The sequence below is a fragment of the Streptococcus gwangjuense genome (assembly GCF_003627155.1).
Taxonomy (GTDB): Bacteria; Bacillota; Bacilli; order Lactobacillales; family Streptococcaceae; genus Streptococcus; species Streptococcus gwangjuensis.
This window is the reverse complement of record NZ_CP032621.1, coordinates 1,167,910-1,191,999: the sequence shown is the minus strand read 5'-3', so window position 1 is coordinate 1,191,999 and position 24,090 is coordinate 1,167,910. Positions and strand designations below refer to the sequence as shown.

Sequence of the window (24,090 nt, the reverse complement as noted above, 5' to 3'; positions counted from 1 at the left end):
AAAAGGAAAAATAATGACAAAACGTGTAACGATTATCGATGTAAAAGACTATGTTGGTCAGGAAGTGACGATTGGAGCTTGGGTTGCCAACAAATCAGGAAAAGGGAAAATCGCCTTCTTGCAATTGCGTGATGGAACAGCTTTCTTCCAAGGTGTAGCCTTTAAACCAAACTTTGTAGAGAAATTTGGTGAAGAAGTGGGGCTTGAGAAGTTTGATGTCATCAAACGCTTGAGCCAAGAAACGTCTGTTTATGTGACAGGTATTGTTAAAGAAGACGAACGTTCTAAGTTTGGCTATGAGTTGGACATTACAGACATCGAAGTGATCGGTGAATCTCAAGACTACCCAATTACACCAAAAGAACACGGAACAGATTTCTTGATGGACAACCGTCACTTGTGGCTCCGTTCTCGTAAGCAAGTAGCGGTGATGCAAATTCGTAACGCTATCATCTACGCAACTTATGAGTTCTTCGACAAGAACGGCTTCATGAAGTTTGATAGCCCAATCCTTTCAGGAAATGCGGCTGAAGACTCAACTGAACTTTTTGAAACAGACTACTTCGGAACGCCAGCCTACTTGAGTCAATCAGGTCAACTTTACCTAGAAGCAGGTGCTATGGCTCTTGGCCGTGTCTTTGACTTTGGTCCAGTATTCCGTGCTGAAAAATCAAAAACGCGCCGTCACTTGACTGAGTTCTGGATGATGGATGCAGAGTACTCATACTTGACACACGATGAGTCGCTTGACTTGCAAGAAGCTTATGTGAAAGCTCTTCTACAAGGTGTTCTTGATCGTGCGCCTCAAGCTTTGGAAACATTGGAACGTGATACAGAACTCTTGAAACGCTACATTGCAGAGCCATTCAAACGCATTACCTACGATCAAGCTATTGATCTCTTACAAGAGCATGAAAATGATGAAGACGCTGACTACGAGCATCTTGAGCATGGTGATGATTTTGGTTCACCGCATGAAACTTGGATTTCAAACCACTTTGGTGTGCCAACGTTTGTCATGAACTACCCAGCAGCCATTAAAGCCTTCTACATGAAACCAGTTCCTGGAAATCCAGAGCGCGTGCTTTGTGCAGACTTGCTTGCCCCAGAAGGCTATGGAGAAATCATCGGTGGGTCTATGCGTGAGGAAGACTACGATGCCCTTGTCGCTAAGATGGATGAACTTGGTATGGACCGTACAGAGTATGAATTTTACCTTGACCTTCGTAAATATGGTACGGTACCACACGGAGGATTTGGTATCGGTATCGAACGTATGGTAACCTTCGCAGCAGGAACAAAACACATCCGCGAAGCTATTCCATTCCCACGTATGTTGCACCGTATCAAACCGTAAAATTAAAAAATCAAAGTAAAAGGTCATATCGGCCTTTTATTTTTTGTCATGAAATTACCTAAAATACAGATTAATATATATATATATATATATATATAATTTCACATATTTTGTAGAAAAATGTAGACATTCTAATTGAAATAATGTTATAATGTAAGGTAGGAATTAAGTACCTAAGTGTAGCCATTTAACTTTGTCAATCAGGCTGGGAATGGGGGATTTTTGAAATACTTGGGTGTAATTCCGTAATTAGCATATATTTTAAAAAAGGAGAAACCATGTATTCAAGAATGGAAAAATATCACGGCAGAAGAGCTCAGCGCTTTTCTATTCGTAAGTATAGCTTTGGTGCTGCTAGTGTTCTATTGGGAACTGCTCTCTTATTAGGAGCAAATGCTGTCAAAGCTGATGAGACAAATGTTGCAACGGCAAAAGCAACAGAAGTTACAAATTCTGATAAACAGAAACCTGATTCAGCTATAACAACACCAGTTGTTGAGGAACTTCCAGAATTAAAGCTTGATGCTGTAAAAGCAGATGAAAAACCTGAAGTAAAAGACGACGCTAAAATTGAAGCAACACCTGTAGCAGAAAAAGAAGTTACTGATAAAGCAGAAAAAGAAGTTACTGATAAAGCAGAAAAAGAAAAATCTGATAAAGAGCAAGCTGCCAAAAAAGAAGTAGCTAAAGAAAAAACTGACAAAGAAACGGATGAAAAAGCTGCAACAGAAAAAGCACAAGATGATGTGAAGACAGTTCTTACTCAATTGACTTCAGAAGCAGAGGTTATGACATCTGTAGCTTCAAACTTCTCAGATAAAGAAGTCAAAGATGAAGCAGCTAAACAAAAATTATCAGCTGCAGTTGCTGCAGTGAAGCTTGAAGCAGCGAAGTCTAACGATTTGCTTTCATCTGATGCTTCTAAAGACCAGATGGTAGCTCAAGTGAATCGTCTTTCTGCCGCAATTGAAGCAGTTTATGCTGAAATGAAACGTGCGGGTCATGCAGGTAAAGTTGAAGCAAAATTGGCGGGGGAAGAAAGTAAGCCTCAAACATATACGGGTAAGGGGGTTATCAAAGAAGGTAAAGCTGTTGTAAATGTTCAAAATGCTTATATTACCATGAACGGCGAAAATACTAGACCTTTGTCATGGGGCTTAGAGGTATCATTTGATACTTCTAATGTAAAAGCAGGAGATACAACTACAATTGAGTTAAAGAATTTAGCAGCATTTGGGAATTCTTTTACAAAAGGTACAAAAATTACTGCAGCTGATGGAACTGAAATTGGTGTTGTTGAATCAGTGGCACAAAGCAATTCTACAGGTAATAAAGGTGGAACAAGTCCATATTGGGCACAACGTATGAAAGATGGAATGACCTATGAAGAGCGTTTGGCTGAAAAACCAGCTATTCCAAATGAAGTAGGGACTGTCACTTATAAAATCAAGTGGAATGATAAAGCAAAAAACTATGCAGTTACTACATATTCTGTTGAGTATCTGACAGGAACAGCTTATCAAGCCCCTCAAATTTCTAAAGATACGGATTATGTAGCATCTATCAAAGTTGATGGTCAAGTGGCTGTAGAACATACATATACTAATAAAGCTACTAAACCAAGTACTCAAAAACAATCTACTTCCGTTTCTTTGACACCAAATAGTGGTTTAAGATATAAAGGTTCGACTTTAGAAAAAATTGGGAATACACTTACAATTAATACGGATACAGATGTTCGATACAATAAAGGTAGTAAGTTTACAATAAAACTTCCTAATACGGACTTTAATTACTTCAGTGAAATCCCTGGAAGTAAAAATACTGCATCAACTACTACTAAAACAGATAGCATAACTTACAGACCCTCAGACCGTTTTGCTAATGTAAAAGCTAATGAGAATAATGTTTGGATTCTTAACGACGGGAGAGATACAGATTTCACATTAAAAGCAACTTTAAAATCACCAACAGAGTTAGAATTAGAAGTAATTGATGGGGCTATTCAAGAAGGTTCAACTATTTCTATGGCCCTTGATAAGTTAGGAATTGAAAGAAAGATAACTAATCGAACATTTACAGATGAATTTTCAAAGCTGAAGTATGATGATTTGGGGCGTGTTACAGACGGAAGCACAGTAGGTAATGATAAAACGTCTGGGACTCTTACTGTAACAGGTGGGACTGTACTAGATGGTCAAAAAGAAGATGTTACAACCAAGGTTACAAATGGATGGGTTGTTAATGCTTCTCCAAGTGGTTCAACAACAGTTGAAACCGGAGCTGTTACCCTAACATTGACCGATTTAGAAACTGGTAAAATACTTGGCTATATGCCTACTGAATATGATGGATTTGCTAAACTTAAAGAAGATGGCAGTCATGAAACAAAGAATATTTTAGGTAAAAAATATGATGTTTCAAGTCAAATTCCTGATGTTATTAAACCTGTTAATGGTATTGACTATATTTTAGCTGAAATACCTCCAAAAGGTCCGACAGGAACTATCAATGTTAGTGATAAGAGAATTAGTGAAATTTATACTCCTGAAGAAATTAAAGCGAATGGTTTGAACCCTAGTGCCTATGTTAACAATGTTATTTATTCATATGTTAAGAAGACTAAGGTTGAGGAAGTCAAACGTACAATTAAGTATGTGTATGCAGACGATGCTAAGGATCTTGCAGGGCAACAGGTATTTGAACCATCTAAACAAACAGTAAATTATACAGGTACTGTCAAATTGAATTCTGATGGTAAAGCTGTAGTTGATTCTAATGATAAGCCTGTTTACGTTAATTGGGTAGGGAACGGAGATACAAATCTTCCAGAAGTAACTGTGCCTCAAAAAGAAGGATACATTGCAAGTGTAGAAAAAGTTCCTGTACAGCCAACAACTGCAACAGATGAAGATTACGAATATGTAGTAACTTACTCACCAATCCAAAAAGCTAAAACAACATTTGTTTACCAAGACAAAGATGGTAATGTAAAAGAGGTTGAAGGAAATACACCGGTAACTGAAACAGGTAAAGGTGGAGACAAGCTTACAAAAGCAGATGAAATCGCTGCGAAAATCAAAGAAGCTCAAAATAAAGGATATGAATTAGTATCTAATACATACCCAACAGACGGAGTATTCGATAAAGATGTTAACACTGACCAAGAGTTCACAGTAACATTTAAAGAACGTGTTGTACCAGTTACACCAGATCAACCAAAAACACCAGGAACACCTGTTGATCCAAATAACCCAGACGGACCTAAATACCCAGCTGGCTTGGAAGAAAAAAATCTAAACAAAACAGTAACACGTACAATAACATACGTATACGAAGATGGCACTCCAGTATTAAACGAAGATGGCACTCCAAAAACAGTAACACAAGAAGCTAAATTCACACGTGAAGCGAAAGTTAATTTAGTTACAGGTGAAGTCACATACGGAGATTGGACTCCAGCTCAAGACTTAGCTGAAGTTAAATCACCAGTAGTTAAAGGATACTTAGCTGATAAAGCAAGTGTAGCAGTTGTAAACGTAACAGGTAATTCAGAAGATATCAAGGAAGTTGTAACCTACAAACCAATCGGTTCATGGATTCCAAACATCCCAGGTCAACCAACAGACCCAATCAAGTATCCAAATGATCCAACAGATCCAACAAAACCAGGACAACCAACTGAAGTAGTACCATATGTACCAGGCTACACACCTAAGGATAAAGATGGTAATCCGTTGAAACCAGTTGATCCAAACGATCCAACTAAAGGATATGAAGTACCAAGTCTTCCAACAGATCCAAGTCAAGATACACCAATCAACTACGTAAAAGATACTCAAAAAGCGAAGACGACTTTCGTAGATGAAAAAGGAAACCCAATTCCAGGTGTTGATGCTATTACTGAAGAAGGTGACTCAGATACACCACTTACAAAAGAAGCTGATGTAAAAGCGAAAATCAAAGAACTTGAAAACAAAGGTTATGAATTAGTTTCTAATACATACCCAGAAGGCGGTAAGTTCGATAAAGATAAAGACACTGATCAAGAGTTCAAAGTAACTCTTAAAGAACGTGTTGTACCAGTTACACCAGATCAACCAAAAACACCAGGAACTCCAGTTGATCCAAACAACCCAGATGGACCTAAATACCCAGCTGGTTTGGAAGAAAAAGATCTAAACAAAACTGTCACACGTACAATTACTTATGTCTACGAAGATGGCACTCCAGTATTAAACGAAGATGGCACTCCAAAAACAGTAACACAAGAAGCTAAATTCACACGTGAAGCGAAAGTTAATTTAGTTACAGGTGAAGTCACATACGGAGATTGGACTCCAGCTCAAGACTTAGCTGAAGTTAAATCACCAGTAGTTAAAGGATACTTAGCTGATAAAGCAAGTGTAGCAGTTGTAAACGTAACAGGTAATTCAGAAGATATCAAGGAAGTTGTAACCTACAAACCAATCGGTTCATGGATTCCAAACATCCCAGGTCAACCAACAGACCCAATCAAGTATCCAAATGATCCAACAGATCCAACAAAACCAGGACAACCAACTGAAGTAGTACCATATGTACCAGGCTACACACCTAAGGATAAAGATGGTAATCCGTTGAAACCAGTTGATCCAAACGATCCAACTAAAGGATATGAAGTACCAAGTCTTCCAACAGATCCAAGTCAAGATACACCAATCAACTACGTAAAAGATACTCAAAAAGCGAAGACGACTTTCGTAGATGAAAAAGGAAACCCAATTCCAGGTGTTGATGCTATTACTGAAGAAGGTGACTCAGATACACCACTTACAAAAGAAGCTGAAGTAAAAGCTAAGATCAAAGAACTTGAAAACAAAGGATATGAATTAGTATCTAATACATATCCAGAAGGTGGTAAGTTCGATAAAGATAAAGACACTGATCAAGAGTTCAAAGTAACTCTTAAGGAACGTGTTGTACCAGTTACGCCAGATCAACCAAAAACTCCAGGAACTCCAGTGGATCCAAACAACCCAGACGGACCTAAATACCCAGCTGGCTTGGAAGAAAAAGATCTAAACAAAACAGTAACACGTACAATTACATACGTATACGAAGATGGAACTCCAGTATTAAACGAAGACGGCACTCCAAAAACAGTAACACAAGAAGCTAAATTCACACGTGAAGCTAAGATCAACTTGGTAACAGGTGAAGTTACATACGGAGATTGGACTCCAGCTCAAGACTTAGCTGAAGTTAAATCACCAGTAGTTAAAGGATACTTAGCTGATAAAGCAACTGTACCAACTACAAAAGTAACTGCAGACTCAGAAGATACTACAGAAGTTGTAACATATAAACCATTAGGTTCATGGGTACCAAACATCCCAGGTCAACCAACAGACCCAATCAAGTATCCAAATGATCCAACAGATCCAACAAAACCAGGACAACCAACAGAAGTAGTACCATATGTGCCAGGATACACACCTAAGGATAAAGACGGTAATCCGTTGAAACCGGTAGATCCAAACGATCCAACTAAAGGATATGAAGTACCAAATGTTCCAACTAACCCAGGTGAGGATACACCAATCAACTACGTAGCGAACAAAGCTAACCTAGTAGTTAAATATGTAGATGAAAAAGGCAAAGACCTTCTTCCTGCAGAGACTACCGAAGGTAAAGTAGGTGATGAGTACGCCACAAGCGGAAAAGTTATCAAGGGTTATGTTCTTGTTCGTGTAGATGGAGAAGCGAAAGGTAAGATTGGTAAAGATGGTTCAACAGTAACTTATGTTTACAAACCACTAGGATCATGGGTGCCAAACATCCCAGGTCAACCAACAGACCCAATCAAGTATCCAAATGATCCAACAGATCCAACCAAACCAGGCAAGGATAAACCAGTTCTTCCATACGTTCCAGGCTACACACCTAAGGATAAAGATGGTAATCCGTTGAAACCAGTGGATCCAAACGATCCAACTAAAGGATATGAAGTACCAAATGTTCCAACTAACCCAGGTGAGGACACTCCAATCAATTATGTAGCGAACAAAGCTAACCTAGTAGTTAAATATGTAGATGAAAAAGGCAAAGACCTTCTTCCTGCAGAGACTACCGAAGGTAAAGTAGGCGATGAGTACGCTACAAGTGGAAAAGTTATCAAGGGTTATGTTCTTGTTCGTGTAGATGGGGAAGCGAAAGGTAAGATTGGTAAAGATGGTTCAACAGTAACTTATGTTTACAAACCACTTGGTTCATGGGTACCAAACATCCCAGGTCAACCAACAGACCCAATCAAGTATCCAAACGATCCAACAGATCCAACCAAACCAGGCAAGGATAAACCAGTTCTTCCGTACGTGCCAGGATACACACCTAAGGATAAAGATGGTAATCCGTTGAAACCAGTTGATCCAAACGATCCAACTAAAGGATATGAAGTGCCAAATGTTCCAACTAACCCAGGTGAGGACACTCCAATCAACTATGTAGCGAACAAAGCTAACCTAGTAGTTAAATATGTAGATGAAAAAGGTAAAGACCTTCTTCCAGCAGAGACTACAGAAGGTAAAGTAGGTGATGAGTACGCTACAAGTGGAAAAGTTATCAAGGGTTATGTTCTTGTTCGTGTAGATGGAGAAGCGAAAGGTAAGATTGGTAAAGATGGTTCAACAGTAACTTATGTTTACAAACCACTAGGATCATGGGTGCCAAACATCCCAGGTCAACCAACAGACCCAATCAAGTATCCAAACGATCCAACAGATCCAACAAAACCAGGCAAGGAAAAACCAGTTCTTCCATACGTTCCAGGATACACACCTAAGGATAAAGATGGTAATCCGTTGAAACCAGTGGATCCAAACGATCCAACTAAAGGATATGAAGTACCAAATGTTCCAACTAACCCAGGTGAGGACACTCCAATCAACTATGTTCCAAATCCTAGGGAAGTAGAAAAACCTGCTAAACCAGCTCAACCTTCTAAACAAGAAACACCTAAATATGTTGAAGGTCAAAAAGAGTTGCCTAACACAGGTACAGAAGCTAACGCTAGTCTTGCAGCGCTCGGACTTCTTGGAGCACTAGGTGGATTTGGACTTCTTGCTCGCAAGAAAAAAGAAGATTAAATCTAATTAGATTTTCTAATAAGAATAAGGAGTTGGATGGAATATCCGCTCCTTTTTCTTATAGTTTGAAACTATAAGATAGCCTAGGAAAGAAGTGTTAGAGGGGATTAGCAGTTTTTGGTATAATGGAAGATATTTGAAAGAAAAGAGAAGTGATATGACACAGATTATTGATGGGAAGGTTCTAGCAGCTAAGTTACAAGGACAGCTGGCTGAAAAGACTGAGAAATTAAAGGAAGAAACGGGGCTAGTACCTGGTTTGGTAGTGATTTTGGTAGGGAACAACCCTGCCAGCCAAGTCTACGTTCGTAACAAGGAGAGGTCAGCCCTTGCGGCTGGATTCCGTAGTGAAGTTGTGCGAGTTCCAGATACCATTACCCAAGAGGAATTGTTAGACTTGATTGCCAAATATAATCAAGATTCAGAATGGCACGGGATATTGGTCCAGTTACCTTTACCAAAACATATTGATGAAGAAGCGATTTTGTTGGCCATTGATCCTGAAAAGGACGTAGATGGTTTCCATCCCCTAAACATGGGGCGTCTTTGGTCTGGTCACCCAGTCATGATTCCTTCAACACCTGCAGGAATTATGGAAATGTTTCATGAATATGGAATTGATTTGGAAGGTAAACATGCGGTCGTCATCGGTCGTTCCAATATCGTTGGAAAACCTATGGCCCAGCTTCTTTTGGCAAAGAATGCGACAGTGACTTTGACCCACTCACGGACTCATCATCTTGCTAAGGTGGCTGCTAAAGCAGATATTCTCGTAGTAGCAATCGGCCGCGCCAAGTTTGTGACTGCTGACTTTGTCAAACCAGGTGCGGTAGTCATTGACGTTGGGATGAATCGCGATGAAAACGGAAAGCTCTGTGGGGATGTGGATTATGAGGCAGTTGCCCCACTTGCTAGCCATATTACGCCAGTTCCTGGAGGTGTCGGTCCTATGACCATTACCATGCTAATGGAGCAAACCTATCAGGCAGCACTTAGGACATTGGATATAAAATAGGAAAAAAGAAGGTAGAATAATGTTTTACCTTCTTTTTATGTAGTGTATGTAACTGAATGCAGTCTATAATGATATGAGTCCATAAACTATAAATTTAAAGTCTAAAACTGTTATTAATGCAATTAAATATGTATTGGAAAGTGCCTAGAACCCAAAGCTACTTTCATTGCACCTATTTCTTTTGAATGAACTTATCCTGTATACTATTTTATTAGGTTAAATTTATGGAAAATAATTGCAATTTTAGGTATGTTTTGATATATTTAATATATAAAATATATTATCGAACTTGGTACGTGTTTGTGTATTCAGAAGGAGGTCGTTTTTTAAAATAAAGTAAGCGCTTACTTTGTATCAAGAAAAAGAAATGAGGATTTTAATGAACAAAAGACTTTTTGATAAACGTTGTCATTATAGCATTCGTAAATTTGCAATAGGTGCGGCATCTGTAATGATTGGGGCTAGTATATTTGGCATTTCAGCTGTACAAGCTGAGGAAGTGGCTTTATCCAATACTCAAACAGAAGAAACAACTGTTCATCAACCTCAGCCTTTAGATAAGCTTCCTGATGATGTGGCAGCTGCTATCGCAAAGGCTGATGAGAATGGTGGGCGTGAGTTTGTAAAACCCAAAGCTGAGTCGACAGAAGATAAAGTGACTAAGGATACAGAAACTACTAGACCTGCTAACGATGGTAGTCATGAATTGGCTAGTCCTAAAGTGGAAACTCCAAATAAAGTAGAAGAAGGAACCAAGGCTGAGGACAAACAGAAATCTGAAGAGGCAAATCCAAAGCCTGTTGAATCTGCATCAACATCTGGAACAGAACTGAAAGAGGATTCTAAAAAAACTTCTGAAAAGGACCAAGTGAAAGCAGACACAGAGATCAAACCTTCTTCTGAAAAATCGCAAGCACTATCTGGAGAGTCAAACAAAGCTGAAGTTGAAAAGGAAAAACAACTATTATCGGATCGAAAACAAGATTTTAATAAAGATTGGTATTTTAAACTAAATGCCCAAGGAGATTTTTCAAAAAAAGATGTGGATGTTCATGATTGGTCTAAATTGAATCTTCCACATGATTGGAGCATTTATTTTGATTTCGACCATAAGTCTCCCGCGCGTAATGAAGGTGGCCAGTTAAATGGTGGAACAGCTTGGTATCGTAAGACTTTCACATTAAATGAAGCAGACAAGAATAAGGATGTTCGTATTAATTTTGATGGGGTTTACATGGATTCAAAGGTCTATGTAAATGGTAAATTTGTAGGACATTATCCAAGTGGCTATAATCATTTTTCATATGATATCACAGAATTTTTAAACAAGGATGGTAGTGAAAATTCAATTACTGTTCAAGTGACCAATAAGCAACCAAGTAGTCGTTGGTATTCAGGAAGTGGAATTTATCGTGATGTAACTCTTAGTTATCGTGATAAAGTCCATGTTGCCGAAAATGGTAATCATATCACTACTCCAAAACTTGCTGAGCAAAAAGAAGGGAATGTTGAAACACAGGTTCAAAGTAAGATTAAAAATACGGATAAGAAGGCTGCTAAAGTCTTTGTGGAACAACAAATCTTTACTAAGGAAGGCAAGGTTGTATCAGAATTAGTTCGCTCTGAAACGAAGAATTTAGCAGAAAATGAAGTTGCAGATTTCAGACAAACAATCCTAGTTAATAAACCAACTCTTTGGACGACAAAAAGTTATCATCCTCAACTGTATGTGCTGAAAACAAAGGTTTATAAAGAAGGTCAACTAGTTGATGTAACAGAAGATACATTTGGTTACCGTTATTTCAATTGGACTGCTAAGGATGGTTTCTCTCTGAATGGTGAACGCATGAAATTCCACGGAGTAAGTATTCACCATGATAATGGAGCTTTGGGTGCAGAAGAAAATTATAAGGCTACCTATCGTAAATTAAAACTCCTGAAAGATATGGGGGTTAACTCTATTCGAACAACCCACAATCCAGCTAGTCCTCAGTTGCTTGATGCTGCAGCTAGTTTAGGTCTTTTGGTGCAAGAGGAAGCTTTTGATACCTGGTATGGTGGTAAGAAAACATACGACTATGGACGGTTCTTTGATCAAGATGCAACACACCCAGAGGCTAAAAAGGGTGAGAAGTGGTCTGATTTTGATCTCAGAACAATGGTAGAACGGGATAAGAACAATCCGTCTATCGTAATGTGGTCTCTTGGAAATGAGGTAGAAGAGGCGAATGGTAGTCCTCGTTCTATCGAAACTGCTAAGCGTCTGAAGGCTATTATCAAGGCGATTGATACTGAACGTTATGTCACCATGGGTGAAAATAAATTTAGTCGTGCAGCGACAGGTGATTTCTTAAAAGTTGCAGAAATCATGGATGCTGTGGGTATGAACTATGGTGAACGTTTTTATGATGCGGTTCGTAGTGCGCATCCAGATTGGCTCATTTATGGTTCTGAAACCTCTTCAGCTACTAGAACGCGTGATTCTTATTACAATCCTGCTCAAATACTTGGACATGATAACCGTCCAAATCGTCACTATGAACAATCTGATTATGGTAATGACCGTGTTGGATGGGGAAGAACAGCTACTGAGTCATGGACTTTTGATCGTGATCGTGCTGGCTATGCTGGACAATTTATCTGGACAGGAATTGACTATATCGGTGAACCAACTCCATGGCATAACCAAGATAACACACCTGTGAAGAGCTCTTACTTTGGTATTATCGATACGGCTGGCTTACCGAAGAATGATTTTTACCTTTACCGTAGTGAATGGTATAGTGCTAAAGAAAAGCCAACTGTTCGAATTTTACCGCATTGGAACTGGACTGAAGAGACTCTTAAGGATCGCAAGATGCTGGTCGATGGAAAGGTTCCAGTTCGTACCTTCTCAAATGCTGCAAGTGTCGAATTGTTCTTAAATGGAGAGTCACTTGGTAAAAAGGAATTTACTAAGAAAAGGACAGAAGATGGACGTCCATATCATGAGGGGGCTAAACCAAGTGAATTGTATCTTGAGTGGCTTGTGAAATACCAACCAGGTACACTGACTGCGATTGCTAGAGATGAAAATGGTAACGAAATTGCGCGTGATAGTGTGACAACTGCAGGGGAACCAGCAAGAGTTCGTCTGACTAAAGAAGAGCATGTTATCACTGCAGATGGGAAAGACCTATCCTACATCCATTACGAAATTGTTGATGGCGAAGGGAATGTGGTTCCGACAGCGAATAATCTTGTTCATTTTAATCTTCATGGTCAGGGACAGATCGTTGGTGTGGATAATGGAGAACAAGCCAGTCGTGAACGCTATAAAGCTCAAGCAGATGGAACATGGCAAAGACGTGCTTTCAATGGTAAAGGGGTTGTTATTGTAAAATCGACTGAAAAAGAAGGTAAATTTACGCTTTATGCAGATTCTGCTGGTTTAACTTCTGACAGTGCAACGGTCACAACTGTTTCTGGTAAGAAAGAAAACCGTCACTTTGTATCCTATGCTCCTGTAAAGGCGACAACTGACGTGACTACAAATCCTGAATTGCCTCAAACAGTAACAGCTATTTATAGCGACGGTAGTGTTGAGGAAAAGACTGTAACATGGGATGTGCCAGCTGACTTGCTTACAAGCGCAGGTGAGAAGAAAGTATCTGGGCGTGTAGAAGGTTTGGAAACCAAAGCTGAGGCACTTGTAAAAGTGATTGCTTTAGATAGATGGTTACCAAAAGTTGCTACAGTACCAGTTGGTACAACTGCAGCTGATTTGGATAAAACAGTCACAGCTGTTCTGACAGATGGTAGTTTGATTGATACAGATGTTGTTTCTTGGACCTTGAAAGATCCTGCTGCTTTGACAAAAGAAGGTGGACGTACAGAGGCTACTGGTAAATTGGTAGATGATGGTCATGAAGTTTCGGCAACCTTTATCGCAAGCAGTAAGGAAACAACAAGTAGCATTACAGGACTTACTGTTGGGGATAAAGCTCTTGAGAACTTCGAGACTGGTAAGACTTATTATCGTGTATCTATTCCTTACACTGGAACAATTCCAAGTGTTGGAGCTCAGACTACTGGTTATCAAGTAACTGTTCAGCAAGCTTCTGCTGATAATGGTTATCAGGCTTCTGTCTTCTTGAGTGACCAAAAGGGTGACTTAGTTCAAACTTACTTAATTCAGTTTGTGAAGGAAGCTCCTGCCTTGAAACGTTTGGAAGTAGTTGTGGAAGGAAAAGAAACTGCTACTGAAGATCAGGTCTTAACTTATCGTGTCATTGGTAGCTATGAGGATGGTTCTCAAACAGAATTTTCAGCTTCAGATATTCACCTAGAAGCTAAATCATCTGATGGTGGGCATCTTGAGGTGAATGGACAGAACTTGTTGCTTTATACTAAGGGAAGAATGACTTTGACACCTCGAATCGATAATCAAACAGAGAAAACAGAATCTGTAACTACTGAAGTGGTGATTAAAGAAAATAAAGTCAGCAAGAAGATTGTGAAACTTCATCCTGTATCTATTTCTACAGATATTAATCAGCAACCGAATCTACCTAAAGAAGTTGGGGCAGAATTTGATAAGGGCTTGCCACGCAAAGTATCTGTAACTTGGGACAAGGTAGATGAAAAAGAATTGGGTCGCTATCATAGCTTTACCCTTAAAGGACATGTAGAAGGCACAGACATTGAAGCTCAAGCAACGGTGACAGTTGAAGGCTTACAAGTTGCAGAGGAAGTCAGCCTCACAGTACCTAAGGGTGAGACAGTTCAATTGCCAGCTAATGTTCGTGCTTACCATTCTAACGGAACAACTATCTACAAAGATGTAGTTTGGGATCAGGTTCCAGCCAACTTTAGTCAAACTGAAGGGGTCTATGAAATCAATGGTCATTTAGTGGGTAGTAATCTGACCACTAAAGCTCATGTTCGAGTATCTAGTCAAGTTGTTGCTGGAAATAATATCTCTAAACAATGGACAGGTTCGCAATTGCCAGCTGCCATTGTGTCCAATACAGGAGGAGATGATTCAGCCAATACCTTGAACGACTTGACTGTATCAAGAACGCCAACAGATGCTAAAAATAGATGGACTACTTGGAGAACAAATACTGATAATGACTGGGCTTCTATCTTATTTGGTAATTCAGGAGACTTGACGAAACGTTTTGTCAACAATTTGTCGGTTGATTTCTATACTGATGGAGCAATTGGTCTTCCAAAAGAATATGTAGTTGAATATTATGTAGGTAAAGAAATTCCAGATTTGCCAAGTGATGTCAGTCATGCGCAACGAGATACTAATCATCCATTTAATAATCCAGAAAATTGGAAAGCAGTTGAAAACTTACATGCTCCAAGTCAGCTATCTGCAACTCAAACAAATCACTTCACATTTGACAAGGTAGAAACCTATGCTGTTCGTATACGCATGAAGAAAGCAGATGGAACATCAGGTGTTGGTCTGACAGAGCTAACTGTCCTTGGAAACAAGGTCTTAAGCTCTACAAGTTCAGAGATTTCTATCAAGGTAGATGGCAAGGATCTTGAACACTTTAATCCATCTAAGACTGATTACTATATTCCTCAATCTAGCAAAGAAATCACTGCAACCGCTAGCAATAATGGTTTGGTTACTCTTGTTCCGGCAACAAGTCCAAAAGGTGCAACACGTCTCATCTTAAAAGCAGAAGATGGTACGGTATTGAAAGAATATCGCATCTTCCGTGATGACGAAAAAGAATCAACACAACCAGTAGCTGCAGAAAATAGTGCTAAAATCTTGAATGTTGGAGACAATCTTCAACTTCCTTCAGAGGTAAGTGTTTATTACCCAACTTCAACTACTTGGACTACAGCTAAACTTGCAGTGAAGTGGGATGCTATTCCTGAACATGCGACAGAGCATGAGGGAACATTTGAAATTACTGGTCATGTCATTGGTACAAATCTAACCACTAAAATGCAGGTGACAGTTGTTTCTAAAGGAAATCAAGTCATTTCAGAAAATCCAAGCAACAATGAAATGGATTCTAAAGCCTTTGCTTCGACAACGAACGATACACAAGCAGCTTCACATGATAGAATTTTCTATATCAATGATGGAAAATACAATGAAGATGGACGTTGGACAAACTGGTCTCGTACTCCGAAAAATGAAGAAACTTCTGTCGGACTACTCTTTAAGAAGGACGGTAAAATTGCCTCCCAATCTATTGGAAAAGTAGCCATTCAGTTCTTTAAAGATAGTGGAACAGATGCCCCAGAGAAAATGGTTCTAGAAAGATATATTGGTCCTGCCTTTACAGAACCAAGTACGATTTCTCGTTATGAAGAAAATGCTGATCATCCATTCAACAAGGCAGAAAATTGGGCACCAATTTCTTACAAAGCTTCTGGAGAATTAGTAGCTGGCAAACCAATCGAGTTTAACTTTGATCCGGTTCAAACAACATCTATTCGTGCTCGAATGACTCGTAAGGCTACTACTAATGGTCTAGCACTTGTAGAATTTACAGCCTACTCTGCAGGCAAGGGAGCAGAAGTCGAAACACCATCAGCGACTATTTCGATCGATGGAAAAGCATTGGAAAACTTTGATCCAAATGTGACAGAGTACACCCTAACAACAATGGGAACTAAACCAAAAGTCACTGCGATAACTAGTGGACATGGAGTAGTCACAATAGTGGATCATGGAAATACAAATCTTCCAACACTTGTTCGTCTTGTTTCCAAAGATGGAAATCTGGTGAAAGAATATCGTTTACACTTTAAGTCTACTTTCCAAACAACACCGACAGAAGGCGTTAAGAACTTAGTTGCAGAAGCTCCAAGCTTGGAAATTGAAAAGACTCCACTTCCGTTTAAAGAAGTTATTCGTGAAACCCCTGAGCTTGCTCAAGGTAAACGTCGTGTAGTTTCTGAAGGACAAGCTGGAGAAAAAGTTGACTATATTCAAGTATCAGGAACTAATAGAACTCTTGTTCATTCTGAACAAAGAAAAGCTCAAGATCGTATTATTGAGGTAGGAGTAAAACCATCTATTTCAAATAGTAAGAGTGAGGAACCTGCGCCAGTAAACGAAGTTCCAGAATTCAAAGGCAGTGCTAACTTTGTAGAAGCAGCAGTCAATGAAGTTCCAGAATTCAAAGGTGGTGCTAACTTTGTAGAAGCAGCAGTGAACGATGTTCCAGAATTCAAAGGTGGTGCTAACTTTGTAGAAGCAGCAGTGAACGATGTTCCAGAATACACAGGAATTCTAGCTACAGTAGGAGATCAAGCAGTACCAAGTGTTGAGAAACCTGAATTTAAGGGTGGTGTTAATGCTGTAATGGCTCTAGAACATAAACTTCCAGAGTACCGTGGTATTCTAGCTACAGTAGGTAATCAACCAGCACCGACAGTAGAAAAACCAGAGTTTAAACTAAGTTCGTTAGAAAAAGCTCAGACTCCAGAAGTACCAGTTCAAGTTGCCAAGGAAGACAAGAGATTGCCAGAAACTGGTGAAAAACAGTCAGAAACAGCTATTTTCTTGGCAGGTGTTACCTTGGCCTTATCAGCAGCTTTATTAACTGCAAAACGCAAAGAAGACTAGTCTATGCGCCTAATACCATTCTATTTGTATAGATTGGTAGAAGATAAAAAATGAATCGATAAATGAGTCGAATAGATGGAGAGGACCAATTAGGCCTCTCCGTCTTTACTAGTGAAAATGGAATCGTTTACTTTCGTGTTGGGACGAAAGGAGAGTAGGGGAGCTTTGTCCCCTCTTTTTCTATATGAACGAAGAGATTTATATTTAAGATGCAAGGTGGATAGACTTTATAGTATAATGAATAGAGAGGAAAAAACAATGAAAGTGATTGAGCAAGCATTATTAGAAAAAGTCATTATTGAACGTTCTCGTACCAGTCATAAAGGAGACTATGGCCGTTTGCTGTTGCTTGGTGGGACTTATCCTTATGGTGGTGCTATCATCATGGCTGCTTTGGCAGCTGTTAAAAGTGGAGCTGGTTTGGTGACCGTTGGAACAGATAGGGAAAATATCCCAGCTTTGCACAGTCATTTACCTGAGGCTATGGCCTTTTCTCTTCAAGACCAGCAACTGTTAAAAGAGCAGTTGGAGAAGGCAGAAGTGGTCTTAGTGGGACCTGGTTTACGAGACGATGCTTTTGGAGAAAATCTAGTCAAACAGGTCTTTGCTAATTTAAGCCAAAATCAAATTTTGATTGTAGACGGAGGGGCCTTAACCATCCTTGCTAGGACAAGTTTGTCGTTTCCATCTAACCAGCTTATCCTAACTCCCCACCAAAAAGAATGGGAAAAGCTATCTGGTATTGCTATTGAAAAGCAAAAGGAAGCTGCAACAGCTAGTGCCCTGACTTCCTTTCCTCAAGGAACAATTTTGGTAGAGAAAGGTCCAGCCACTCGTATTTGGCAAGTTGGCCAATCTGATTTTTACCAGTTACAGGTTGGTGGTCCCTATCAGGCTACTGGGGGAACGGGAGATACTCTGGCTGGGATGATCGCAGGATTTGTAGGCCAGTTTAAACAAGCCAGTCTCTACGAACGTGTGGCAGTGGCAACCCATCTTCATTCAGCCATAGCCCAAGAACTATCTCAAGAACATTATGTGGTCTTGCCGACGGGAATCAGCTCTTATCTGCCCAAAATAATGAAAAAAATATCTCAAAAAGGCACCTGATTGTTTCAGGCGCCTTTATAGTTTTAGAAAAATCCTTTAATCTTTCCAACGAGGCCATCTAGACCTTCAGAACCAGAAATCAACTGCTGAGCTTGAGAGAAGTATTCTCCAAGCTGTTCTTGATTTTCTGCAACAAATGTTTTTGCAGCTTCGAAATCTTTTGTTTCGATTAGCTCTTTTACTTGATTAAACAAATCTAATGGGTTCATCTTATGTCTCCATTTCTGTATAATACTATTCAAACATTTTATAAAAATTTTTTCAAGCAAAGAGATTTTTCTATCGAAGTTGAGGGGTGTCAAACAGGGCTTTTTTTGATATAATTTTTAATGATGAATTCGAGAACTAATCGGTATGTGGTTGTTGATTTAGAGGCCACTAGCACCGGAAGCAAGGCAAAAATTATTCAAGTGGGTATTGTGGTGATTGAAAATGGTGAAATCGTCGATCAGTATGGGACTGACATCAATCCTCATGAGCCCTTGGATTCTCATATAAAAGAATTGACAGGTTTGACTGATCAACGGTTGGCAGTTGCTCCAGAGTTTTCACAGGTAGCTGGAAGGATTTTTGAACTGGTCAAGGATGGTGTTTTTGTCGCGCACAATGTACAGTTTGATGCAAATCTTCTAGCAGAGTACCTATTCTTTGAAGGTTATGAATTGAGAACTCCACGAGTGGATACCGTTGAGTTAGCACAGGTTTTGTACCCTCAGTTTGAAAAGTACAATCTCGGCATTCTCTGTCAAGAGTTAGGGATTAAGTTAGACCACGCCCACACCGCTCTCTCTGATGCACAAGCAACAGCAGAGCTTTTGCTTTTTATGCGTCAAAAACTTTTTCAGTTACCAAAAGGACTTTTAGAAACATTGTTAAATCTTGCGGATAACCTCCTTTATGAAACTTATTTAGTGATTGAAGAAGTATATCAGCGCCAGTCTCCCCTTTCTTCTCATGATTTGATGGAACTCCATGGACTCTTTCTTAGAAAGCAAAGTCAGTCTTTAAAGCCACGTAAGCTATCTAAGGATTTTACTAAAAACATTACCTTATTAGACTTGGATGAACGTCCTCAGCAAGTTGAATTTGCAGAAAAAGTTGAGCAGTTATTAAAGGAACAGAAAACCGCGTTTATTCAAGCTCAAACGGGACTTGGAAAGACTTATGGTTACCTACTGCCAGCTTTGAGCATGGAAAGTGAAGGGGGCATCCTTGTTAGTGTTCCTACCAAAATCCTTCAAAATCAAATCATGCAAGAAGAAGGAAGTCGATTAAAAGATACTTTTCATATTGATATTCATAGTCTTAAGGGACCTCAAAATTATTTGAAACTCGATAATTTTTATAAAGTACTTCATAGGCCAGAGTCTAACCGCTTATTCACACGCTTTAAAATGCAAGTCTTGATTTGGTTAACAGAGACAGAAACAGGTGACTTAGATGAAATCGGGCAGCTGTATCGTTATCAACATTTTCTAGCTGAACTTGTACATGATGGAAAACTTTCAAAAAAAAGTTTATTTATTTCTGAGGACTTCTGGCAACGTAGCCAAGATAGGGCTAAATCGAGTCGCCTTTTGTTAACCAATCACGCTTATCTGGTAACACGTTTAGAGGACGATCCAGAGTTTGTCAACAATCGCTTGGTAATCATAGATGAAGCTCAAAAAATGCTGATTGCCCTTGAAAACCTCGCCCAAGAGTCTTATCTCCTCGAGGCTTTAGTAACACAAGTTCAAAAGTCCTTGGAAACAGAAAAAGATCTTATTCAGAGACGGTTGCTTGAGAGTATCGGTTTTGAATGTCGCTATTTGATAGATCAGTTTTACTCAGGGCTTAAGAATGACAAGTGGTTGGATTCTCTTGAAAACTTACGCCAGCATTTTTCTGAGTTAAATCTTCCCGAGTATAGAGATATGACGCGCTTTTTTACATCAGACCGTGAATTTTGGCTGGCAACAGCTGAGAAGTCTAGTAAGGATGTCTTAATCTGCTCAAGTAAAAAAGGCCGCTTTCTACTAGCAGATTTATTGCCAGAAGATTGCAGAGTGCTTGGCGTATCTGCCACTCTTGAAATCAGTAATAGAGTTTCTTTAGCGGATTTATTAGGATTTACGGAAGCTCCACTTATTACAGTTGAATCTTTACAACAGAAGCAACAAGAAATTTTATTAGTAAATGATTTTCCGTTAGTGACTGAACATTCTCCTTTAGATTATGCAGAAGAGGTTACATCAGTTATCCATTCCTTACAAGCCTTTCAAGAGCCGTTACTTGTTTTATTTACGTCTAAAGAATTACTGTTAGCAGTGTCAGATTTACTAGACCATCCTCATTTAGCCCAATATAAAAATGGGGAGCCCAGTCAGTTGAAGAAACGTTTTGAAAAAGGAGAGCGACAAATCTTACTTGGAACAGGAAGTTTCTGGGAGGGAGTGGATTTTTCTACCCATCCTTGCGTTATTCAAGTAATTCCTCGTTTGCCTTTTCAAAATCCCCAAGAACCTTTGACACGAAAATTAAATCATGAGTTGCGTCAGGAAGGGAAGAATCCTTTCTATGATTATCAGTTGCCAATGGCCATTATTCGTCTCAAACAGGCTTTGGGTAGAACAATTAGAAAAGAGGAACAAGCTTCCATTGCTGTGATACTGGATAGTCGAGTTGTTCATAAACGATATGGTAAACAGATTAGACAAGCTCTAGCTAATGAAAGAACTATCAGAGAGGTGAATAGAAAACAGATTACCTCTACTGTTATTGATTTCCTCCAAAACAACAAAAATAAAAAATCTAAGAAAGAGAAAAGGTGAATATATGAAACGTTCTTTCGACTCTAGAGTCGATTATAGTTTGCTCCTGCCAGTATTTTTCCTACTGGTTATCGGTGTGGTGGCTATTTATATAGCCGTTAGTCATGATTATCCAAACAATATTCTACCTATTTTAGGGCAGCAGGTCGCATGGATTGTCCTGGGGCTTGTGATTGGTTTTGTGGTCATGCTCTTCAATACTGAATTTCTTTGGAAGGTGACCCCCTTTCTGTATATTTTAGGCTTGGGACTTATGGTTTTGCCGATTGTCTTTTATAATCCAAGTTTAGTTGCATCAACGGGTGCTAAAAACTGGGTATCGGTAAATGGTGTTACCTTGTTCCAGCCGTCAGAATTTATGAAGATATCATACATCCTCATGCTGGCCCGTGTCATTGTCCAATTTACAAAGAAGCATAAGGAATGGAGACGTACAGTTCCGCTGGACTTCTTGTTGATTTTCTGGATGATTCTCTTTACCATTCCAGTCCTAGTTCTTTTGGCACTTCAAAGTGACTTGGGGACTGCCTTGGTTTTTGTGGCTATTTTCTCAGGAATCGTTTTATTATCAGGAGTTTCTTGGAAAATTATTATTCCAGTATTTGTGACTGCTGTAACAGGAATTGCTGGTTTTCTAGCCATCTTTATCAGTAAGGACGGTCGTGCTTTTCTTCATCAACTGGGAATGCCGACCTATCAAATCAACCGTATTTTGGCTTGGCTTAATCCATTTGACTTTGCCCAAACAACCACTTACCAGCAGGCTCAAGGGCAAATCGCGATTGGGAGTGGTGGCTTATTTGGTCAAGGGTTTAATGCTTCTAATCTGCTTATTCCAGTTCGAGAGTCGGATATGATTTTCACGGTCATTGCAGAAGATTTTGGCTTTATTGGCTCTGTTCTTGTTATTGCTCTTTATCTCATGCTGATTTACCGTATGTTGAAGATTACTCTTAAATCAAATAACCAGTTCTACACCTATATTTCCACAGGTTTGATTATGATGTTGCTCTTCCATATCTTTGAGAATATCGGTGCTGTTACTGGCTTGCTTCCCTTGACTGGGATTCCTTTGCCTTTCATTTCTCAAGGTGGATCGGCTATCATCAGTAACTTGATTGGTATTGGCTTGCTTTTATCGATGAGTTACCAGACCAATCTAGCTGAAGAAGAGAGCGGAAAAGTTCCATTCAAACGGAAAAAAGTTGTATTAAAACGAATCAAATAAGGAGAAAATCATGGTTAAAGTAGCAGTTATATTGGCTCAGGGCTTTGAAGAAATTGAAGCTTTGACAGTTGTAGATGTCTTACGTCGTGCTAATATCACTTGTGATATGGTTGGTTTTGAAGAGCAAGTGACGGGTTCGCATGCTATCCAAGTAAGAGCAGATCGTGTCTTTGATGGTAATTTATCAGACTATGATATGATTGTCCTTCCTGGTGGGATGCCTGGTTCTGCACATTTGCGCGATAATCAGGCCTTGATTCAAGAGTTGCAAAGTTTCGAGCAAGAAGGGAAGAAACTAGCAGCCATTTGTGCGGCACCAATTGCCCTCAATCAAGCAGGGCTATTGAAAAACAAGCAGTACACTTGTTATGACGGCGTTCAAGAGCAAATTCTTGATGGTCACTACGTCAAGGAAACAGTAGTGGTAGATGGTCAATTGACAACCAGTCGAGGCCCTTCAACAGCCCTTGCCTTTGCCTACGAGCTGGTAGAGCAATTAGGAGGAGATGCAGAGAGTCTACGAACAGGAATGCTTTATCGAGATGTATTTGGTAAAAATCAGTAAAACGGATCCATAATTTCTAGAGAGTGGTAAATGTTAAAAATATTATATCTCTAGCTATAGAGTTGTATTTTTGAGAAGATGATTCGTCATCTTCTTTTTATATTTCGGTGTTTTTACTTGCGTAAAAAAATGTTTTCTAGTATAATAGTTTATTGTGAGCGAACCTCACTTACCCCTTGCAAAGTCTTGGGGTCATTAGACCAAAAGGAGGAACATATCAATGGCTAAATACGAAATTCTTTATATCATTCGTCCAAACATTGAAGAAGAAGCTAAAAACGCTTTGGTAGCACGTTTTGACTCTATTTTGACTGACAACGGTGCAACTGTTGTTGAATCAAAATCTTGGGAAAAACGCCGTCTTGCATACGAAATCAAAGATTTCCGTGAAGGACTTTACCACATCGTTAACGTTGAAGCAAACGACGATGCAGCTCTTAAAGAGTTTGACCGTCTTTCAAAAATCAACGCTGACATTCTTCGTCACATGATCGTCAAAACTGACGCGTAAGAAGGTAAACTATGATTAACAATGTTGTACTTGTAGGGCGTATGACACGTGACGCTGAGTTGCGTTATACCCCATCAAATGTAGCAGTTGCGACTTTTACTCTTGCAGTAAACCGTACATTTAAGAGTCAAAATGGCGAACGTGAGACTGATTTTATCAATGTCGTTATGTGGCGCCAACAGGCTGAGAACCTTGCTAATTGGGCTAAAAAAGGCTCACTTATCGGGGTGACAGGTCGTATCCAGACTCGTAGTTACGATAACCAGCAAGGACAACGTGTCTACGTGACAGAGGTCGTGGCTGAGAATTTCCAAATGTTGGAAAGCCGTAGTGTGCGTGAGGGTCACACAGGTGGAGCTTATTCTGCACCGACTGCAAACTATTCAGCACCTACAAATTCAGTACCAGACTTTTCACGTGATGAAAATCCATTTGGAGCAACAAATCCATTGGATATTTCAGATGATGATTTACCATTCTAATGGACAACTAAAATTATAAAGGAGAAAAAACATGGCTCAACAACGTCGTGGCGGATTCAAACGCCGTAAAAAAGTTGATTACATCGCAGCAAACAAAATTGAATATGTTGATTACAAAGATACTGAGCTTCTTAGCCGTTTCGTTTCAGAACGTGGGAAAATCCTTCCTCGTCGTGTAACAGGAACTTCAGCTAAAAACCAACGTAAAGTAACAACAGCTATCAAACGCGCTCGCGTAATGGCTTTGATGCCTTTCGTAAACGAAGATTAAAAAAAGAGGTCCAGTGGACC

At 39.5% G+C, this 24,090-nt stretch carries 12 protein-coding genes; 11 read left to right on the top strand and 1 reads right to left on the bottom strand.

What is annotated here, in order from left to right:
• Positions 1-13 precede the first annotated feature (13 nt).
• From asnS to D7D53_RS05815, 5 genes are all read left to right on the top strand, one after another.
• Positions 14-1,357 (top strand): asparagine--tRNA ligase, encoded by a 1,344-nt coding sequence (gene asnS / locus D7D53_RS05835; protein ID WP_000167160.1) that lies wholly within the window; start codon positions 14-16, stop codon positions 1,355-1,357.
• A 278-nt stretch (positions 1,358-1,635) separates the two neighbouring features.
• Complete coding sequence (locus D7D53_RS05830; protein ID WP_120770414.1) at positions 1,636-8,484, top strand: mucin-binding protein; 6,849 nt, start codon at positions 1,636-1,638, stop codon at positions 8,482-8,484.
• Positions 8,485-8,641: 157 nt separating this feature from the next.
• Complete coding sequence (locus D7D53_RS05825) at positions 8,642-9,499, top strand: bifunctional methylenetetrahydrofolate dehydrogenase/methenyltetrahydrofolate cyclohydrolase (protein ID WP_342767976.1); 858 nt, start codon at positions 8,642-8,644, stop codon at positions 9,497-9,499.
• A gap of 379 nt (positions 9,500-9,878) precedes the next feature.
• Positions 9,879-17,090: an SIALI-17 repeat-containing surface protein gene (locus D7D53_RS05820; RefSeq protein ID WP_120770412.1), complete on the top strand. Its 7,212-nt coding sequence runs from the start codon at positions 9,879-9,881 to the stop codon at positions 17,088-17,090.
• Between the two features lie 258 nt (positions 17,091-17,348).
• Complete coding sequence (locus D7D53_RS05815) at positions 17,349-18,200, top strand: NAD(P)H-hydrate dehydratase (RefSeq protein ID WP_120770411.1); 852 nt, start codon at positions 17,349-17,351, stop codon at positions 18,198-18,200.
• Positions 18,201-18,223: 23 nt separating this feature from the next.
• Here D7D53_RS05815 and D7D53_RS05810 read toward each other — a convergent pair whose 3' ends face one another.
• Positions 18,224-18,409: a hypothetical protein gene (locus D7D53_RS05810; RefSeq protein WP_001068558.1), complete on the bottom strand. Its 186-nt coding sequence runs from the start codon at positions 18,407-18,409 to the stop codon at positions 18,224-18,226.
• 123 nt (positions 18,410-18,532) lie between these two features.
• Between D7D53_RS05810 and D7D53_RS05805 the strand changes: the two genes are divergently transcribed.
• The 6 genes from D7D53_RS05805 to rpsR all read left to right on the top strand — a co-directional run bounded on the left by D7D53_RS05805 (position 18,533) and on the right by rpsR (position 24,070).
• Entirely contained in the window at positions 18,533-21,013 is a 2,481-nt protein-coding gene (locus D7D53_RS05805) for a bifunctional DnaQ family exonuclease/ATP-dependent helicase (protein WP_162927914.1), read from the top strand.
• A 4-nt stretch (positions 21,014-21,017) separates the two neighbouring features.
• Positions 21,018-22,241 (top strand): FtsW/RodA/SpoVE family cell cycle protein, encoded by a 1,224-nt coding sequence (locus tag D7D53_RS05800; RefSeq protein ID WP_120770409.1) that lies wholly within the window; start codon positions 21,018-21,020, stop codon positions 22,239-22,241.
• Positions 22,242-22,251: 10 nt separating this feature from the next.
• A complete protein-coding gene (locus tag D7D53_RS05795; RefSeq protein WP_120770408.1) occupies positions 22,252-22,806 on the top strand; it encodes a DJ-1 family glyoxalase III in 555 nt (184 codons plus the stop codon).
• Between the two features lie 220 nt (positions 22,807-23,026).
• The gene (gene rpsF, locus D7D53_RS05790) at positions 23,027-23,317 is read left to right on the top strand and encodes a 30S ribosomal protein S6 (RefSeq protein WP_001151778.1); all 291 of its coding nucleotides are present in this window, start codon (positions 23,027-23,029) and stop codon (positions 23,315-23,317) included.
• Positions 23,318-23,328: 11 nt separating this feature from the next.
• On the top strand, positions 23,329-23,799 hold the full coding sequence (gene ssbA / locus D7D53_RS05785; RefSeq protein ID WP_004269791.1) for a single-stranded DNA-binding protein SsbA: 471 nt from the start codon (positions 23,329-23,331) through the stop codon (positions 23,797-23,799).
• Positions 23,800-23,830: 31 nt separating this feature from the next.
• Complete coding sequence (gene rpsR, locus D7D53_RS05780) at positions 23,831-24,070, top strand: 30S ribosomal protein S18 (RefSeq protein WP_000068664.1); 240 nt, start codon at positions 23,831-23,833, stop codon at positions 24,068-24,070.
• Positions 24,071-24,090: the final 20 nt, after the last annotated feature.

Bases quoted from the DNA above. Each gene is read 5' to 3' on its own strand.
- ssbA (WP_004269791.1), top strand. From the start codon at position 23,329: ATGATTAACAATGTTGTACTTGTAGGGCGTATGACACGTGACGCTGAG.
- D7D53_RS05810 (WP_001068558.1), bottom strand. From the start codon at position 18,409: ATGAACCCATTAGATTTGTTTAATCAAGTAAAAGAGCTAATCGAAACA.
- D7D53_RS05815 (WP_120770411.1), top strand. From the start codon at position 17,349: ATGAAAGTGATTGAGCAAGCATTATTAGAAAAAGTCATTATTGAACGT.
- rpsF (WP_001151778.1), top strand. From the start codon at position 23,027: ATGGCTAAATACGAAATTCTTTATATCATTCGTCCAAACATTGAAGAA.
- D7D53_RS05800 (WP_120770409.1), top strand. From the start codon at position 21,018: ATGAAACGTTCTTTCGACTCTAGAGTCGATTATAGTTTGCTCCTGCCA.
- asnS (WP_000167160.1), top strand. From the start codon at position 14: ATGACAAAACGTGTAACGATTATCGATGTAAAAGACTATGTTGGTCAG.
- D7D53_RS05825 (WP_342767976.1), top strand. From the start codon at position 8,642: ATGACACAGATTATTGATGGGAAGGTTCTAGCAGCTAAGTTACAAGGA.
- D7D53_RS05795 (WP_120770408.1), top strand. From the start codon at position 22,252: ATGGTTAAAGTAGCAGTTATATTGGCTCAGGGCTTTGAAGAAATTGAA.
- D7D53_RS05830 (WP_120770414.1), top strand. From the start codon at position 1,636: ATGTATTCAAGAATGGAAAAATATCACGGCAGAAGAGCTCAGCGCTTT.
- D7D53_RS05820 (WP_120770412.1), top strand. From the start codon at position 9,879: ATGAACAAAAGACTTTTTGATAAACGTTGTCATTATAGCATTCGTAAA.
- D7D53_RS05805 (WP_162927914.1), top strand. From the start codon at position 18,533: ATGAATTCGAGAACTAATCGGTATGTGGTTGTTGATTTAGAGGCCACT.
- rpsR (WP_000068664.1), top strand. From the start codon at position 23,831: ATGGCTCAACAACGTCGTGGCGGATTCAAACGCCGTAAAAAAGTTGAT.